Genomic DNA, 14,121 nt, shown 5'->3' on the forward strand with positions numbered 1-14,121 from the left:
ATCAAGCAGCTCATACGCATCGCGGTCCTCTTCCAGCAGCACGTCCTTGCCGACAATCCCTATGTCCGCTACGCCATACTCCACATAAGTAGGCACATCCACCGGTTTAGCCAGAATAAATTCCATGCCCGCTTCCGGCAGTGAAATCACCAGCTTTCGTGATTCCTCCCCATCCGCAGGAATCGGTAATCCCGCCTGGCGGAACAGATCTGCCGCTTTATTGTAAATCCGGCCTTTCGGCATGGCTACCTTGAGTATTTGCGCCATTGTAGTTAACCTCCGTTTCATATCCATCTTCTCCGCGGCTTCCATCTATCACACTTTATATCAATCATCCTTAACCCATTCTCAGCCATGCTCGCTGACAAAAGACACGAATGTATAGACTTCTCCGTACTCTTCGCCATCTGCTTCCACTGTCTCGGAGTCCAGCCGCTTCACGGTCTTAAGATCTTCCGGCCCCGCCGCCAGTCTCGTTACAACAATCTGCCCTTCAGACCGCAGCCGTGCCGCTTCCTCCAGCCCTTCGGTGCGCCGCAGCGCATCGTATTGAATCAGGACCGGCAGCTCCTCCTCTTCCGGCATTCCGGACACTCCGTCCAGAATCCGGTTGGTCTTGAGAGAGAAGCCGGTTGAAGGCGTCGGCCGCCCGAATTGCTGCAGCAGATTGTCGTACCGGCCTCCGCTGCATACTGGAAAGCCAAGTTCGGAGGCATAGCCCTCAAAAGTCATGCCTGTATAATAGGAAAAATCTCCGACCATCGTCAGGTCAATCAGCACATGCTGGGATACCCCGTAGGATACCAGCACCTCCCATACCTTGCACAGATGCTCAATGGAGGTGCGGGCCAGCGGATGGCTGCTGAGCTCCAGAGCCTGTCCGCAGATTTCCTTGCCGCCGCGCAGGCGAAGCAGCCCGTACAGTTCACTCTTCTGTGCCTCCGGCAGCTCAAGCTGCCGCAGTGTATCACGGAAGGCAACATAATCCCGGCCCAGCAGATGGTTCTTCAATTCCTCCTGAACCTCCGGCAGACCGGGAACTGCCTCCTGGAACAATCCGTCGAGGAAGCCCACATGGCCCATGGCGATCTTGAAAGACTTCACACCGGCAGCCTGCAGCGAGGAGATAGCCAGCGCTACGACCTCGGCATCGGCCTCGGGAGAGTCGTCGCCGACAAGCTCCACTCCGGTCTGGAAGAATTCTGCTTCCCGTCCCGCTTCCTCCTCAATCGCCCGGAAGACATTGGCATGGTAAGACAGGCGCAGCGGCAGCGGCTCATCCTTCAATAAAGAGGATACTACCCGTGCCACCGGAGCAGTCATTTCAGAACGCAGCACCAAAGCCTGCCCCCGGTTATTGAGCAGTTTATAAAGTTTTTGGTCGGATGTGGAGCTGGCCACACCAACCGTATCGTAATATTCCAGTGTAGGGGTAATCACCTGCTTATATCCCCAGCGGCTCATACAGTGCAGCACATCATTCTCAATCTTGCGCAGCTTCGTCACTGCGCGCGGGAGATAGTCGCGCACACCGGCCGGCTTTTCAAATCCCTTCGGCTTGGACATCTTTATTAGTCACCTCGTCAGATAGCATAAGAACAAAACTATATTACACTTTACTATGGTAAAGTGGTAGTAAAGTAAAGCAGTGGCAATATCGTATCACGGACGGTCCTTTTACGTCAATAATCCCCCTACAACAGCATTGCATTTATTGCCATATAAGATGAAAGTTCTACATTGTTAATAAAGTTCCCTGCTCTTCACCTTTATGGTACACCAGACCCTCACTAAATTAAAATCGCTTACAAATTTACTCCTACAGATGAATGTTGCTTGTCCTTGATTTTCTGGTTATGCTTATCGCCAGATACAAATGCAATCTTTTTTACGTTACTTCTCTCTACGCTGGTCCTTGCCCGCTTGCAGGAAGGAATATCAGACTTAGCCCAACTCTTATTGGGGCGGTTTTGTTGATTTGCTTGCAGCGATTGTTTCATTATGATATTAAGGTCTTTGTCTAATTACAACTGAAAGAAGGGCTGCCTGTTGAGTACATCCTATATGATCGGCGTTGATATTGGAACTACAAGCACCAAGGCCGTTCTCTTCAAAGAGAATGGAAGCATCGTCACTCAGGCAAATGTAGGCTATCCCCTGCATCAGCCTTCGCCTTCAGTCGCTGAGCAAGACCCGGAACAGATTCTGAACGCAGTTATCCATACGATAGCAACGGTGATGCAAACAAGCGGCATCCAGCCGGATGAGCTGCTGTTCCTCTCATTCAGCTCAGCCATGCACAGCGTAATTGCTGTTGATGCTGCAGGCAAGCCCCTCACCGCCTGTATCACTTGGGCTGACAACCGGAGCAGCGCCTCAGCTGCCCGCCTGAAAAATGAACTGGGCGGACATGAACTGTACCTGCGCACGGGAACGCCGATTCATCCCATGTCACCTATTACCAAGCTGATGTGGCTGGGCGAGGAGCAGCCGGACCTGTTCCGGCAGACCTACAAATTTATTTCCATCAAGGAATACGTCTTCGCCCGGCTGTTTGGTGAATACATCATTGACCATTCGATCGCCTCTTCCACAGGCATGTTCAATTTGGAGAAGCTGGCCTGGGATGATGAAGCCCTGCGTATCGCCGGGATTACGGCTGAACACCTCTCGAAGCCTGTCCCTACTACTCAGGTTATCCAAGGGCTGCTGCCGGGCTTTGCTGAACAGCTTGGACTGCTGGCCCCAACGCCGTTCGTTGTGGGAGCCAGTGACGGTGTGCTCTCCAATCTCGGCGTAGGCGCCATCCAGCCGGGTGTCGTGGCAGCCACCATCGGCACAAGCGGTGCAATCCGCACCGTGGTCGACCGCCCGCTGACTGACCCGAAGGGCCGGATCTTCTGCTACGCCCTGACCGAGAAGCACTGGGTCATCGGCGGACCGGTGAACAATGGCGGTATGCTGTTCCGCTGGGTACGCGATGAATTCGCAGCCTCTGAGGTGGAAACCGCGAAGCGCCTTGGGATTGATCCTTATGAAGTCCTAACACGCATTGCCGAACAGGTGCCTCCGGGGAGCAACGGCCTGCTGTTTCATCCGTATCTGACCGGTGAGCGTGCTCCGCTGTGGAATCCGGATGCCCGCGGCTCCTTCTTTGGACTGAGCATGACCCACCGGAAGGAGCATATGATCCGCTCTGTGCTGGAAGGTGTTATCTTCAATATGTACACCGTGCTGCTGGCCATGGAGGAGCAGATGGGGCGTCCGGGTAAAATACTGGCCACCGGCGGTTTTGCCCGCTCATCCCTGTGGCGGCAGATGATGGCAGATATTTTTGATCAGGAGGTTATCATCCCGGAGAGCATCGAAAGCTCCTGCCTCGGAGCAGTCGTACTTGGTCTATATGCAACCGGACGGGCCAGCTCCTTCGATATCGTTTTTGAGATGATCGGCTCCACCCACCGGCATCAGCCGGTTGAAGCACACGCCAAGGTCTATAAGCAGCTGCTTCCCATCTTTATTTCCGTTTTCCGCAGTCTGGAGAGCCAGTATGAAGCCATATCAGAATTCCAGCGCGGGCAAGCCGGAGAATAGACTACAGCGCTGTACCTGAACCCCATATACAAAAAGCGCCGATGAACCCGCATTTCAGGCTCTCGGCGCTTTTGTATTCAACTCATTACACCATCGCTTTGCTTTTTGGCTTCTGCGGGGCAGAACCGAACACCACCCAGGCCGGCTTCACATAACGGAAGACCAGCGCCACGACCACCCACGATCCCAGCAGTGCAACCAGCCAGCCTCCGGCAATGGCTGCCGTATAGGCCAGCGAACCGCCGTGAAACGGCAGCTTTCTGTAGAAGAACAACAGTGCCGGATGCAGCAGATAAATGCCGAACGAGCAGGCACCTATCGAGATTAACATCCGCGTCAGCAGGCTGCGTCCGGCTCCATACAGCAGGAAAGACAGCTGCAGGAGTACCACGCAGGAGAGCAAGGCATGAAGATTGGAGAACCCCTCATACCATAGACTATTAATGACCGTTTTCTTCGTATAGTTGTTGAACCATAGCTCTACATGAATAATCCCTGCAGCTGCCCATAGCAGCCATAGCAGGATCCAGACTCCGCCTTTACCGGATCTCCAGCCCTCGCGGGACGGGATTAGCCACTTTTTGAGAGACCCGTAATAGACGGCAATACCCGCTCCCAGCAGGAAATAGGAGAAGTACGTGATTGCAAGGCTGCCTTTGGACAGCTGCCAATACCCGTGGTTCGCCATATACTTGTTCAGCAGGACGAATCCCCACTGCAGCGCAAGCCCAATGACCGGAGCCCAGGCGGCGAGCCGGCGGACCTTTTGCAGGCACCACAGCATGAGCGGGAAGAGCAAATAGAACTGAATAATAATAATGATGTAATAAAGATGCGTATAAGCCGTACCGGTCCATAAATATTTCCACATCTTGGCTAACATATCGACCAGCGGCATGTCCCAGGTATGACCGGACGTCATTTTCAATATAAAGTACAGGAACGAAAATACCACATAAGGCACAATAATATAGATCAGCCGTCGGCTATAGAACTTACCCAGCGTTTTCCCGCTGAGCGGGCGGTCGATATAGTTATAGAACAGTACAAACCCGCTTAAGAATACAAAAGACGGAACGGCAAACTGGCTGAATTTGTTGATGAACATAAACGGATGAAACATGGATGTGTCCAGTGTCTCCGCCAGGGTGCGTGAAGTAGCATGAATGGCCAGTACCGCAAAAATTGCAATCGCCCGAAAAATATCCAGCTGTGGAATTCTTTCTTTGTTTCCCATGAATGTTCCTCCTGTTAAGCTCCATATCCTAGGTTGCCAATAATCTGTTTACTCATTTCCAGTATTACTCCGTAGACCGTGCTGTTGCTTCAGACTCCATGCTTTTCGTTCATCCCGCTCTGGGTCTGACCCGTTCCCGCAGGATAGCCTGGCCTCGTCTCAGTCTGAGGGGCAAGCGAACGCGGCACACTCCCAAACACAATCCATGATTTATGGAATCTGTGGAAGGTGAACTGCACGATCATCCAGCTGCCGGCCAGCGCCACAAGAAGTCCCCCATATATATACAGCACATAGGTAAACGAATCCGGCGAGATGCTGTGGGGTAATCTTCTGTAAATCGCCAGGAGCAGCGGATGAATCAAATAGATTGCAAACGACAGCTCCCCCATCCGTGTCAACAAAGCAACCAGCCCGAGCGGAGCCTTCCGGTAGATAAAAAATGTAGCATACAGCAGCACAAGCGCTGACAGCATCGTATGCACATTCCACAGTAGCTCGTACCACAGGGAATCCGTCCATCTCCCGAAATGGCGGGCTTCATACCATAGCTGAACATGTGTAAAGGCAGCCGCCAGCCAAGCAGTAAACAGCAGCACAGTCAGCCGTTTATGGGTAACTCCCAGACCATTCCAGGCCTTCATCAGCCACGGCTTAATCTCTTCAAAATGAATTGCAATATAAGCCCCCAACATATAATAGGCCAGGTAAGAAATCGACAGACTGCCCTTCTCCACAATATGCAGCTGAACTTTATTCCACAGGATAAACCCCCACTGCAGCGCCAGTCCAAGCGGAAAAGCCCACTTCACCCAAAACCTTGAACTCTGCAGCAGCTTCAGCAATAACGGAAACAGCAGATAAAACTGGATGCTGATAAATACAAAATACAAATGTGCATACGCCGAGCCCGAAAGCAGTGCTCCTATCAAGCTGGACAGATTCTCCAGCGGTTGCTGCGTCAATTCCCCGTTTACATACAAAGTCAGTACATAGTACCCGAACGATGCCAGCACATAAGGCAGCAGAATGTACTTCAGCCTGCGCCAGTAAAAGTTACCGATCAGACTCCGGGTAACCGGACGCCCGTAATAATTGTAAAACAGCACAAAGCTGCTAAGAAAGATAAAGGATGGCGTTCCAAATTTAAAAAAGATGTTGATCCAGTTAAGCCAGTAATAGTACGGAGAGTTCAGGGCCTGCTCCCCTGCCGCAAAAGATGTAGAATGCACATGCAGAACACCCATAATCGCCAAGGCACGGTAAATATCGAGCTGTGGCAGTCGTTCCTGTCGGGCTGCTTTCACGATAAAACTCCTCTTCTCTGCTATGATGTGTTCATAGAGATCCCGCCTATTCTAATTACAAGTATAGCGCTTCTCTGGTTTCGGCGGCACTGAAAGTTTCTTAATTATTCTTAAGAATACCTAAGAACAATTCATCTTTATCCCCTTTACGCAAAAAAAACCCGCAGCTTCTGCGCCGATACACGCAACCTGAAACTGCAGGGTATTCCAACTGCTGAATCTCATTCATCTGCTTGCAGCACATCTTCCGGCGAACCCGGACGTAATTCCCTAAGCGGATTTCCGCCAACGAACGAACCGGCTGCCACATCCTTATGCACTACTGAGCCTGCGGCCACAACTGCCCAGTCTCCTATGGTTACACCGGGAAGAATTGTCGTATTGGCCCCGATCAACACATTTTCACCGATAATGACCTCACCGAGACGGTATTCTTTAATGAGGTATTCATGAGCGAGAATAGTTGTATTGTAGCCGATCACAGAATTTTCACCGACCGTTATCAATTCCGGAAAAAAAACATCGACCATCGCCATCAGCCCAAACGCCGTATGCTTGCCCACCTTCATGCCGAGCAGCCGGCGGTAAATCCAGTTCTTCACGGACAGGATCGGACAATAGCGGGCAATCTGGATAAAAATAAAATTGCGCACGCCCTTCCAGGGACTAACCGTACGATAAATGTACCAGAGCGAATTATGCCCCTCCACCGGATAACGGGTTACTTTTCTCACGATTCATTCGTCCCTTGCTCCACAATAGTCAATAAATCGGTCATGTCATGAATAATGTATTCCGGATCATATTTGCGCAGCGTTTCTTCCCCTTTGAGCGACCAGGAGACTGCCGCCACACGTACACCTGCTGCTTTGGCGGATTGAATATCAACCACGCTGTCACCAACCATAAGGGTTTTGCGCGGATCAACATTCAAATTGCGGATAGCGGTTAGCACAGGCTCCGCATGAGGCTTCGGATGAACAACATCGGTCACGGTGACAATGGTCTCCATATACTTCAGCAGATCAAACCTCTCCAGCGTCTTAAGCGTTGTGGGACGAATCTTTGTAGTGACGATTCCCAGCTTAATCCCGCGCCGCGACAGCTCATCCATCGTTTCATTCACACGCGGAAAAGAATCAACCATTTCATCATGATGCGCATTATTATATGCACGGTAAGACCGCTCAAGGACGCTGACATCCTCCAGAATACCTGAGAACGCGCTCAGCTGCTGCTGGAGTGTTGTGCCCATATGAGGAATAATCTGCTCCCGGGTCAGCGGGGGCAGATTATTCTCCTTCAAGGCATGCATGAACGAGCCTATGATCAGCTCGTTCGTATTTACAATTGTTCCATCCAAATCAAAAAGAACACATTCAATCATTTCGATAATTACTCCTTTGGTTCTCCATTCTCCGCCTTCTCCTCTTCAGGCTGTACCGCCTGTGCAGTATTCTGCGGAGTATTCACAGCATGTTCCGGCACAACCGAATCGGCGGCAGCAGCTTTAGTGCTGACAATAGGATCGGAGTAATGTGCGCTGGACTGGCCAGTCACCCTGCGTACGACAATCAGGACAATCGCCACAAGGATAATGAGCAGCGCCAGAAGCTGGGAAATCCGGATATTGCCATAGGCGGGATCAAGATAACCCTGCTCAAAGCCCATCCACTTCATCGGACTCCACAGTCCGTTTATGAGTGATGCTACACCACTGCTTCCGTTGAAGCCCAGACTGTCCGTACGCAGCGCTTCAATGAAGAAACGGCCGATGGAATACCAGATGAAATAAGACAGGAAGATTTCACCCGCACGCACAAATTTCTGCCGGCGCAGCACCATCAGCAGCAGAATGCCAAGCAGGCTCCAGAGTGACTCGTACAGGAATGTCGGATGATGAAAGGCATCCCCTATGTACATTTGATTAACAATAAAGTCGGGCAAGTGCAGCTTGTCGCGCAGGAACGACTCCTCCACAACCCCACCGTAGGCTTCCTGATTAACAAAGTTGCCCCAGCGGCCGATCATTTGTCCTGCGAGCAGGCCAGGTGCACAAATATCCACGATACGCCAGAACGGGTATCCTTTATAACGGAAGTAGATAATCCCGCAAATAATTGCGCCAATTAATGCGCCATAAATGGCGATCCCGCCATTCCAAATTTTAAAGACATCAATAAAGTTATCCTTATAATCATCCCACATAAAAGCTACAAAATAGATCCGGGCGCCAATGATAGCAGAGGGCACTCCAAGCAGCAGGAGATCCATAAAGAATTCCTGTGGAATATTAAACCGTTTACCTTCCTGCATAGCGAGAAATAATCCTGCAAGTGCCCCGACACCTAGGATCAGGCCATACCAGTGCACTGGCAGCGATCCAATGGAGAATACAATGGGATTAATCGCTAAAGAAAAAAACATAGTCTCACACTCCTAGTCCAGATCATCCATGTCCTCAGAGATGGTAGCTGTAAGTTTATTAGTAAACTGTAGAGCTGCGTTATAGCCCATTTGCTTCAGGCGGTAGTTCATTGCTGCAACTTCAATAATAACAGCAAGGTTTCGTCCTGGACGTACGGGTATCGTTACAAGAGGAACATCTGTATCGATAATCCGCGTAGTTTCTTCATCAAGACCGAGCCGGTCGTATTGTTTGTCCTGCTGCCATGCTTCGAGCCGCACAACGAGCGTAATACGCTTATGGTTACGGATAGCCCCAGCACCAAAGAGAGTCATTACATTAATAATCCCCACCCCGCGGATTTCCAGCAGGTGGCGGATCAATTCCGGCGCTGTACCATGGAGCTGATTGTCGGAGGTTTGGCGAATCTCCACCGCATCATCGGCAATCAGGCGGTGTCCGCGCTTAACCAGCTCAAGGGCTGTTTCACTCTTACCAATCCCGCTGCTGCCTGTAATCAGCATCCCCACACCGTATACATCGCAGAGTACTCCATGAATAGTCGCGGTAGGAGCGAGTCTGCCTTCCAGGAAGCTGGTTAATCTACTGGAAAAAATGGTTGTAGCCATCGAGCTGCGCAGTACCGGAAGTCCCTTCTCGTTGCTGATATCCATCAGCTCCTGCGGCACATCCAAAGCTCTTGTAATCACAATACACGGCGTATTATCATTACAGATCCCGCGGATCCGGCTTTTACGCTCTTCTTCAGGAAGCATAGAAAAGAACGCCAACTCTGTCTTACCAAGCAGCTGCACACGTTCTTCGGGATAATATTCGAAATAACCGGCCATTTCCAGCCCGGGACGATTCAGGTCATCCACTGTAATCGGTCTTTTTAGCCCTTCATGCCCGGAAACCACTTCTAATTGAAATTGCTGTACCAATTCAGATACTTTTACCTTCTTAGCCATGTATGTTCTTCCTTTCGTCACCTGCGGTTTAGTCCGCCTTCCCGCGTCTGGTAAGCAACTCTTCCCTATCCCATCCGTAGGTAATTCTCCTGCTATCTTAATTGATAACGTCCATGAATGCAATCTTAATACCTGTTGGTCCGGCATTGAACCAACAGGCACAGGGCTGGTGTAAGCAAACAAAAAAGCCGCCCTTTCAGGCGGCTTTCTCTAAACGGGAAAGCTGTATATATCTTATCCCAGCAAAATGTTCAGTTCAGACTCTTTATCAAAGAGGTGAATTTTGTTCATGTCGATAGCGAGTTTAGGCTTGCTGCCTTCACGGGTAGTGGAACGTCCATCTACACGGGCAATTACAGTGTTAGTGCCAAGGCCGCTCAAGTAGAGGAGCATTTCATGCCCAAGGTTTTCTGTAACATCAACCAGCGAAGTGAAGATTGTGTTCGGGGAAGCTTCCAGGAATACTGGCTCTTCATGGATATCTTCTGGACGAACGCCCATGATGACATCTTTACCGATATAACCTTTGCTGCGCAGCAGTGTTGCTTTGCCGCCTGGAACTTCAACATCAAGGTTCTCCGCGCGGAAACGGACAGAACCGTTCACCTCGGACAAAGTACCATTGATAAAGTTCATTGTAGGGGAACCGATAAATCCGGCTACGAACAAGTTTGTAGGCTCATTGTACAGCTCTTCAGGGGAAGCAGCCTGTTGAATGATACCGTCATACATAACTACGATACGGTCACCCATCGTCATAGCTTCTGTCTGGTCATGCGTTACATAGATACAAGTGGTTTCAAGGCGTTTAACCAGTTTAGTGATTTCTGCGCGCATTTGACCACGAAGTTTAGCATCCAAGTTGGAAAGAGGCTCATCCATCAGGAAGACTTGCGGATCGCGGACGATCGCACGGCCCAAAGCGACACGTTGACGTTGACCACCGGACAAAGCCTTAGGTTTACGTTCCAGCAAGTGCTCGATGTCGAGAATCTTAGCTGCTTCGCGTACTTTCTTGTCGATCTCTTCTTTCTTCACTTTACGCAGTTTCAAACCGAATGCCATGTTTTGGTACACGCTCATGTGCGGGTACAGGGCGTAGGATTGGAATACCATCGCGATATCGCGGTCTTTAGGAGCAACGTCGTTGACTACACGATCGCCAATGTACATTTTACCTTCGGAGATTTCTTCCAGGCCTGCGATCATACGCAGTGTTGTGGATTTACCGCAACCGGAAGGTCCAACCAATACGAGGAATTCCTTATCTTTAATATCAAGATTGATATCCATTACTGTTGCTTTATCTGAACCCGGGTATTTTTTGAAAATATGCTCTAAACGTACGCCTGCCATTGTATTTCCCCCTCGAGTTTATTATTAGGATAAAAAATAAATCGCTTTCTTGTACATTTATCTTACCCCAGACGTGCCGTGCTGGCTATTTGTAACGTTCACAAAAAACCTATTTTCTTTTCGTCACTTTATACAATAACATTGCTAATTTCACAATCGCCGCATCGCCAAAGCTCCGTACATCGGCTCCAGTCTCCTGTTTGATCTTGTCCAGCCGGTACAGCAGTGTATTACGATGGATGTAGAGTTTCTTCGCCGTCTCGCTCACATTACAGTCCATTTCAAAAAAAGTCTCCAGTGTAAGCAGCATTTCCTTATCCGCCAGTACAGAAGAATAGTCGCCGATCTGTCCCAGCAGCTGTCTGCGCCGCTCATCTGGAATACTATTTATCAGTCGCTCCATATGCAGCTCCCATGGAAGGTGGATATACTCGCCAACCTGAAAAATCCGGCCGAGCACAATCGTCTCTCTTAGCAATGCGACCGAGCCAGTCAAGCCTTTTACCGGAATGATTGCAGGTGCTACAGCCAGATGAAAAACACCGACCCACTCGCTCGCAATCAGTTCATGCAACCCCATACTAGTCTGAGCCAGGAGCTCATCTTCACTTTCTTCCTCATCTTCCTTATCATCCCCGCCGGTGAGCAGTTCCTTACGGGCTAAAATTAGCCATTCTTTTTCCTGCAGGGGAATAAGTAAAATATCATTCTCGAAATAATTGCGCAACAGCTTCATCAGCGACCGGTAGGTCAGCTGCGGATTATGCACATTCTCACTGACCAGCAGAAAGGGGACCATATCTCCGAATAGGCGGCCCTTAAGCGTCATATCATCAGGAATTTCAGCATCGTTCTTCTCTTGCTCCAGCTGAGAGTTAAGCCAGCCGCTTAGCTGCCGGGCTTCGACCTCGCCCTCTTCCTTTAGTCCGGTAGCCTTAAGGGCGATGGCATAATTGCGCGCCGCATAATTAACCAGTTGCAGCTCCAGACCTGTAAGGCCTTCCATCTCCACCCATACCGCAGTGATCCGGCCTTCATTCTCATATAATGGAACCCATAGATAACCATCGTGCGTAACCGGCTGATCCTGCTCTTCCGTGCTTACGCCAAAAAGGGAAGCTGAATGCTGCCGTCCGAGCTGCTTGATTCCGGCTCTCTTACCGGTGAGCTGCTCCAATTTTTGACGCAATGCCTCACTATCCATCGTCACCATTCTCCACCACTTTTGCTCTTTTCGCCTATTTTATCATATTCTGCAACATTGTGCGGCGAGGCCTATCTGAATGATAAGTGAAATTTGACCCTGCCGGTAAAATCAGCGTTTCTCCGTATTCATAGCTACCGACCTGGATGGCGGCAATACAATGGGGTTTATCTTTTTCAGTTCCTTGTGCATCCAGATCCCCGCTATCGCTCCTTCACCCATGGCCACCGTAGCTTGCTCCGCATGAACGGCCACATCGCCGGCTACCCATAAATGCTCCACATCCGTCATTAAAGACCGTCTATTCACCTCTATATGTCTGTTCTTATGAAGCGTTACCCCCAGCTGCTCAGCAAGCTCGGAATGCACCGCATTTCTCCCAAAAGCAATAAACCCGCGCTCTGCGGGAATGTGAGTTCCATCCTGAAAAGCCACTCCTTTAATCATCCCGTCATTCTCTTGTATAACATGGGTAGCGGCTTGTTCAGTATAAATAATCCCCTCTGCTTGTAGGCGTGCTAGATTCTCCTCTGACACGGGTTCATGCTCGTGATTAATATAGGTCAGATCACCCGTACGTTCCCGCAAAATAAAAGCCATATTGGCCCCTGCATCACCAGAACCCAGCAGAACCGTCTTACGATCCTGAATTTCAAAGCCGTCACAGTCAGGACAGACATACACAGATTTGCCCAGTGTCAGTACAAGTCCCGGCAGTTCCGGAAAGCGATCCATTACCCCTGTAGCCAGCAGCAAGGTTTTGCTTTCGTATTGGCAGCCTCGTTCTCCTGTTAAGAGAAAGAGCTGTTCATACTTTTCCGCTTTAACGACTTTGTCTGAGATGAATTCCACACCAGCCACTTCGGCCTGCCGTCTGCCTCTTGCGCGAATTTCGTCACCTGATACTCCATCCGGCCAGCCCAGTATATTATGATAGGTCCGGCAAAGATTTGATCTGCCGCCTCCTGCATCAATTACCAGCACCCGGTGTGCGGAGTACCGTCCTAATTGAATCGCCGCCTGAAGTCCGGCAAATCCCCCGCCAACAATTATTGCATCATATATCATAGAAATCACTCATTTCTGCTCAGCATTATAAACTTATAATTAAACGAAGCAAGAAATTTTAAACTTGATAACTACAAAAAAGCTGAATTGAGTTCTGAAAACACAAAAAAGCCACCATCCGAAGATGATGACTTTATGTTTGGAATGAGCCATGAAGGACTCGAACCTTCGACACCCTGACTAAAAGTCAGGTGCTCTACCAACTGAGCTAATGGCTCGTAAAACTGGTGGAGGCTGATGGATTCGAACCACCGAACACGTACGTGAGCAGATTTACAGTCTGATGCGTTTGGCCACTTCGCTAAGCCTCCGTAATATGGTGGCGCGGGAGGGAATCGAACCCCCGACACAAGGATTTTCAGTCCTTTGCTCTACCGACTGAGCTACCGAGCCAAAAACAAGCCATAAAACATAAAATGGCGGAACCGACGGGATTCGAACCCGCGATCTCCTGCGTGACAGGCAGGCATGTTAGGCCAACTACACCACGGTTCCGCATTTGTGAAAATAATGGTGCCGGCGAGAGGACTTGAACCCCCAACCTACTGATTACAAGTCAGTTGCTCTACCAATTGAGCTACACCGGCACAGTGTGGAAATATTCTTATAATGAAAATGGTGGAGGCTGAGGGGTTCGAACCCCCGACCCTCTGCTTGTAAGGCAGATGCTCTCCCAGCTGAGCTAAGCCTCCGGGAAATATGGTAGCGGCAGAGGGGATCGAACCCCCGACCTCACGGGTATGAACCGTACGCTCTAGCCAGCTGAGCTACGCCGCCACAATAATTAGGTTTTGGATTTAAAATGGCGGAGAGAGAGGGATTCGAACCCTCGCACCGCTTACGCAGTCTAACCCCTTAGCAGAGGGTCCCCTTATAGCCACTTGGGTATCTCTCCAAACGATATGGTGCCATGTAAATCCATTCAGGAACCTTAATTCCTGAAAACTGAATCCGAAACGAATCTGCGTTGTTCGAAA

General features: G+C 50.0%; 13 protein-coding genes and 8 tRNA genes. 1 reads left to right on the forward strand and 20 read right to left on the reverse strand.

Going from position 1 to position 14,121, the window contains the following annotated elements:
• The 3 genes from hisG to AQR02_RS33225 form a co-directional block, all read right to left on the reverse strand.
• Positions 1–267: ATP phosphoribosyltransferase (hisG, locus tag AQR02_RS34980; protein WP_245237763.1), on the reverse strand; the 267-nt coding region annotated here is incomplete at its 3' end.
• An 81-nt stretch (positions 268–348) separates the two neighbouring features.
• Positions 349–1,566, reverse strand: a complete 1,218-nt coding sequence (locus tag AQR02_RS26720) for an ATP phosphoribosyltransferase regulatory subunit (protein WP_054943387.1) — start codon at positions 1,564–1,566, stop codon at positions 349–351.
• A gap of 239 nt (positions 1,567–1,805) precedes the next feature.
• Positions 1,806–2,000, reverse strand: coding sequence for a hypothetical protein (locus AQR02_RS33225; RefSeq protein ID WP_209444315.1), 195 nt, complete (start codon positions 1,998–2,000; stop codon positions 1,806–1,808).
• 64 nt (positions 2,001–2,064) lie between these two features.
• On the opposite strand from AQR02_RS33225, the gene gntK reads away from it, so the two are divergent.
• A complete protein-coding gene (gene gntK, locus AQR02_RS26725) occupies positions 2,065–3,594 on the forward strand; it encodes a gluconokinase (RefSeq protein WP_054943409.1) in 1,530 nt (509 codons plus the stop codon).
• A gap of 85 nt (positions 3,595–3,679) precedes the next feature.
• Here the strand turns inward: gntK and AQR02_RS26730 are convergent, their stop codons facing one another.
• From AQR02_RS26730 to AQR02_RS26810, 17 genes are all read right to left on the reverse strand, one after another.
• Positions 3,680–4,831 (reverse strand): acyltransferase, encoded by a 1,152-nt coding sequence (locus AQR02_RS26730; RefSeq protein ID WP_054943388.1) that lies wholly within the window; start codon positions 4,829–4,831, stop codon positions 3,680–3,682.
• An 89-nt stretch (positions 4,832–4,920) separates the two neighbouring features.
• A complete protein-coding gene (locus AQR02_RS26735; RefSeq protein ID WP_245237759.1) occupies positions 4,921–6,138 on the reverse strand; it encodes an acyltransferase in 1,218 nt (405 codons plus the stop codon).
• A gap of 221 nt (positions 6,139–6,359) precedes the next feature.
• The gene (locus tag AQR02_RS26740) at positions 6,360–6,872 is read right to left on the reverse strand and encodes an acyltransferase (RefSeq protein WP_187388829.1); all 513 of its coding nucleotides are present in this window, start codon (positions 6,870–6,872) and stop codon (positions 6,360–6,362) included.
• On the reverse strand, positions 6,869–7,525 hold the full coding sequence (gene ppaX, locus AQR02_RS26745; protein ID WP_054943391.1) for a pyrophosphatase PpaX: 657 nt from the start codon (positions 7,523–7,525) through the stop codon (positions 6,869–6,871). Before ppaX ends, AQR02_RS26740 begins: the two co-directional genes overlap by 4 nt.
• 8 nt (positions 7,526–7,533) lie before the next feature.
• On the reverse strand, positions 7,534–8,565 hold the full coding sequence (gene lgt / locus AQR02_RS26750) for a prolipoprotein diacylglyceryl transferase (protein ID WP_054943392.1): 1,032 nt from the start codon (positions 8,563–8,565) through the stop codon (positions 7,534–7,536).
• A 12-nt stretch (positions 8,566–8,577) separates the two neighbouring features.
• Positions 8,578–9,516 carry an HPr(Ser) kinase/phosphatase gene (gene hprK, locus AQR02_RS26755; protein ID WP_054943393.1) on the reverse strand — a complete coding sequence of 313 codons (939 nt, stop codon included), beginning with the start codon at positions 9,514–9,516 and terminating at the stop codon, positions 8,578–8,580.
• A gap of 234 nt (positions 9,517–9,750) precedes the next feature.
• Positions 9,751–10,872 (reverse strand): ABC transporter ATP-binding protein, encoded by a 1,122-nt coding sequence (locus AQR02_RS26760; protein ID WP_054943394.1) that lies wholly within the window; start codon positions 10,870–10,872, stop codon positions 9,751–9,753.
• 109 nt (positions 10,873–10,981) lie between these two features.
• Positions 10,982–12,076, reverse strand: coding sequence for a PucR family transcriptional regulator (locus AQR02_RS26765; RefSeq protein ID WP_054943395.1), 1,095 nt, complete (start codon positions 12,074–12,076; stop codon positions 10,982–10,984).
• A gap of 111 nt (positions 12,077–12,187) precedes the next feature.
• Positions 12,188–13,144 carry an NAD(P)/FAD-dependent oxidoreductase gene (locus AQR02_RS26770; protein WP_054943396.1) on the reverse strand — a complete coding sequence of 319 codons (957 nt, stop codon included), beginning with the start codon at positions 13,142–13,144 and terminating at the stop codon, positions 12,188–12,190.
• A 145-nt stretch (positions 13,145–13,289) separates the two neighbouring features.
• A tRNA-Lys gene (locus AQR02_RS26775) sits at positions 13,290–13,362 on the reverse strand.
• A 7-nt stretch (positions 13,363–13,369) separates the two neighbouring features.
• Positions 13,370–13,455: transfer RNA gene (locus AQR02_RS26780), tRNA-Tyr, on the reverse strand.
• 6 nt (positions 13,456–13,461) lie between these two features.
• Positions 13,462–13,537: transfer RNA gene (locus AQR02_RS26785), tRNA-Phe, on the reverse strand.
• A 24-nt stretch (positions 13,538–13,561) separates the two neighbouring features.
• Positions 13,562–13,639, reverse strand: a tRNA-Asp gene (locus AQR02_RS26790).
• A 16-nt stretch (positions 13,640–13,655) separates the two neighbouring features.
• Positions 13,656–13,731: transfer RNA gene (locus AQR02_RS26795), tRNA-Thr, on the reverse strand.
• 29 nt (positions 13,732–13,760) lie between these two features.
• Positions 13,761–13,836 (reverse strand) — tRNA-Val (locus AQR02_RS26800).
• 8 nt (positions 13,837–13,844) lie between these two features.
• Positions 13,845–13,921, reverse strand: a tRNA-Met gene (locus tag AQR02_RS26805).
• 26 nt (positions 13,922–13,947) lie between these two features.
• Positions 13,948–14,039 (reverse strand) — tRNA-Ser (locus AQR02_RS26810).
• Positions 14,040–14,121: the final 82 nt, after the last annotated feature.

It is taken from the genome of Paenibacillus ihuae (assembly GCF_001368795.1).
Taxonomy (GTDB): Bacteria; Bacillota; Bacilli; order Paenibacillales; family Paenibacillaceae; genus Paenibacillus_AQ; species Paenibacillus_AQ ihuae.